The organism is Caballeronia sordidicola (assembly GCF_002220365.1).
Taxonomy (GTDB): Bacteria; Pseudomonadota; Gammaproteobacteria; order Burkholderiales; family Burkholderiaceae; genus Caballeronia; species Caballeronia sordidicola_C.
In genome coordinates this window covers 1-3108 of record NZ_MTHB01000249.1, presented here as the reverse complement: position 1 = coordinate 3108, position 3108 = coordinate 1, and the positions used below count along the sequence as shown (strand labels likewise).

General features: G+C 57.2%; 4 protein-coding genes. 3 read left to right on the top strand and 1 reads right to left on the bottom strand.

Going from position 1 to position 3108, the window contains the following annotated elements; genetic code table 11:
• Window positions 1-209: hypothetical protein (locus BSU04_RS46815; RefSeq protein WP_218827390.1), on the top strand; the 209-nt coding region annotated here is incomplete at its 5' end.
• Window positions 210-660: 451 nt separating this feature from the next.
• Here the strand turns inward: BSU04_RS46815 and BSU04_RS35220 are convergent.
• Window positions 661-861 carry a hypothetical protein gene (locus BSU04_RS35220; RefSeq protein WP_089164875.1) on the bottom strand — a complete coding sequence of 67 codons (201 nt, stop codon included), beginning with the start codon at window positions 859-861 and terminating at the stop codon, window positions 661-663.
• Window positions 862-1009: 148 nt separating this feature from the next.
• Between BSU04_RS35220 and BSU04_RS35215 the strand changes: the two genes are divergently transcribed.
• Window positions 1010-2320: an IS5 family transposase gene (locus tag BSU04_RS35215; protein WP_089164874.1), complete on the top strand. Its 1311-nt coding sequence runs from the start codon at window positions 1010-1012 to the stop codon at window positions 2318-2320.
• A 408-nt stretch (window positions 2321-2728) separates the two neighbouring features.
• A partial coding sequence (gene tnpA, locus BSU04_RS49205; RefSeq protein WP_441300058.1) for an IS66-like element accessory protein TnpA occupies window positions 2729-3108 on the top strand: 380 nt, incomplete at its 3' end.

Sequence of the window (3108 nt, the reverse complement as noted above, 5' to 3'; positions counted from 1 at the left end):
TGCGCAACTGCCTGACGCTGCGGCGCCATCTGAACGGTAGCCGCGCCTGGCTGGGCCTGCTGCAGTTCTTCTTCAATCACCGTCGCTTCATGCGCAGCCGGTGCAGCGAGCGGCGCGGCAAAAGTCCGCGTGAAGCGATGACCGGCCAGGACCATCCGCACTGGCTGACACTACTCGGACTCGGTCCGCTTCAGCCTCGGCAAACTTGATCGTGTGAGGTCGCGGACCTCAAACAGATTTGCATTCCATATTAATCCTGCTTGAAAACGCAGGACGAATCAGCTCGTCTGTGTAACGCAAAAAACACGGATTTTGAACCACGCCCACGACAACAACCCAACGCGGACTTTATTACAGTATATATTCGATATCGGGCTTTTATCGGTTGACGTCATTCGACAGAGTAGGTACGGGCGTGATGTACTCGAAAGGGAGCAGTGTAGCGAAACCTTGGGCATTGGAAGGGAGCTTACTTTATCAGCATGATCTTTCGAAACGTACCACGCTTTACGCTGTGGCGACTCACATTAGCAACCGCAACGGCGCAGCATTCTTTCTCCATGGCTCAGCACCGATTCCTCAAAATGTTCCGGAACCTGGCGGCGATGTCTTTGGCGGTCAATTTGGAATCGTGCATATGTTCTGATGCCAATTCCGCGACTAAAACAAGGGGATGCCGGCAGCCGGCAAGCCTTGGTACATCGATGGCATGATGCGGGAAACCACGTCATCATCACTGGACTTCGTCAGCGGGTGCTGAACGAAGCAATTGCTGGTCGCGAGTGGATGGCCGCCTACGTCCTTGACGTGACTGTGGCGGCCAAGGTCTAGGCGTTCGTTCAGCAGGTCATCGCGGAGCATCCCCAACTCAATGTACTGGTAAATAGTCCGCCCTGAACAATCGTCAAATCCTTTACTGGCAAGCGTTTAAGGGCGAAACCGGATTGCTGGAATTGCAGGATATGGGCATATTAACGTTCGAAACCCTGCAAATTCTGACGAGGTTCGAATGGGTCCGAAAGCACGTGTGACAGAGCGAGATTTTTTCCGCCAACCGCTGCTTGAGCAGATCAATTTGAGGCATCCTCTGGTGCGCTTGGCTGGCTTAATCGATTGGGAGCACCTGGGCGCCGCGATGAGCGAGAGCTTCGTGTCTGGTGCCGGACGACCAGCGACATCACCGCGCCTGATCGCGGGCCTGCTTTATCTGCAACACACATTTGACCTGTCTGATGAGGAGGTCGTTTGGCAATGGGTCGAGAACCCTTATTGGCAGGTCTTCACTGGCGAGACGTTCCTGCAAACCGAGCCGCCGATTGATCCTTCGAGCCTGACACGCTGGCGCAAACGCCTCGGTGAAGCGGGCGTCGAAGAGTTTTTGGCGGCGACGATTGAGGCCGCTAAACGTGCCGGCGTGATCAAGGCGTCGAGCGTGAAGCGCGTGATCGTCGACACGACGGTCATGCCCAAAGCAATTGCCCATCCAACCGATTCACGCTTGCTGGAGCGGTGTTGTGAACATCTGGTCAAAGCCGCTGCGCGCCATGGACTCAAGCTCAGACAGAACTACAACCGCGAGGCGCCGCGCCTGGCCGTGCAGATTGGCCGCTACGCGCACGCCAAGCAGTACAAGCGCATGAGAAAGAGCTTGCGTACGCTGCGCTCGCGTGTGGGCCGGGTGATGCGCGATGTCCAACGGCAAGTCGACCGAGCGTCGGACTCGGGTCGCGTGGCGCTGCTGGGACTCATTGCCCGTACGAAGCGGATTCTGGCGCAGAAGCCCAAGGATAAGAACAAGCTTTATGCGCTGCATGCACCGGAAGTCGAGTGTCTGGCCAAAGGTAAGATTCGCACACCATATGAATTTGGCGTGAAGGTGTCCATCACGACGACTCACAAGGAAGGGTTGGTCGTTGGCGCTCGCTCAATGTCGGGCAATCCATACGATGGTCATACGCTGGCTGAGGCGTTGGAGCAGGCGGCAATCTTGAGTGATGTGAGCCCGGAAGTGGCGATTGTGGATCGGGGCTACAAGGGCGTCGCGATCGATGGCGTGAAGATCTATCACCCTGGTTTGAGGCGTGGCATCACGCGTGGACTACGGGCGATGATTCGACGGCGCAGCGCGATCGAGCCGGCTATCGGGCACATGAAGACGGATGGCAAACTCGATCGGAACTGGCTCAAAGGTGCACTGGGCGATGCGATGCACGCGGTGCTGTGCGGCGCCGGCCACAACCTGCGGATGATTCTCAGGAAGCTGCGGTTTTTTTACGCCTTTATGCTGGCCCTGCTGCTGAACTCGGCCGTTCACATGTGACCCCAGCGACTACACCACCGGCCGACAAAACCAATTGTCCAGGGTCGACTAAATAATGACGGTAACTGGCACCGACTTCGACGACGTCGGCTGCCAGAGCAGCAGTACCCACCAGCGCCACACCTGTGGCTGAGCATTGCCACTTCTGCCACTGCGTCTGTCCGGGCTTCGTACGCCTCGGGCCACTGCGCCGTCGGGTCTTCCGTGACATTCGTACTACTACTCACTGCACAGGAAATGACCCATGACCATCGGAGTTGAACTCGAAGCGCAGATCCTGCGCTACTATTTACCCCTCCGGATTATGTCGGGCTACACGATGGAGCGCCGCTGATCGACGTAAGCGTCGCGCGAGGGCCGCACTTGATCTCGCTACCATGAGACGCCAAAGTGGTTCCCACTACTTGAATGGTGGGAACCACTTTGACATTAGAAAAATCGCGCTCGGGCAGTCGTAAAGGCTGCCCGAATCATAGTCCGGAGTTTCGGCGCCGAATGGTCGATGCGGCCTGTGAGCCCGGTGTCTCGGTTTCAAGTCTTGCTCGTGAGAACGGCTTGAACGCTAATCTGCTGTTCAGATGGCGACGAGAGCATAGGGTTAAACAGCAGGGCAAGGTTGGCGGGCTCATTCCCGTGAGCGTGGTGACAGACGTAGCGAGCGTGGTTGCGCCAGAGGCGTTGATCGAACCGGATAAGGCGAAGGCGACATCCCAGGGCGGCACGATCGAAGTTCGAATCGGCCGTGCAATGGTCAAAGTGGATGGCGCGGTCGATGTCGAGACGCTTCG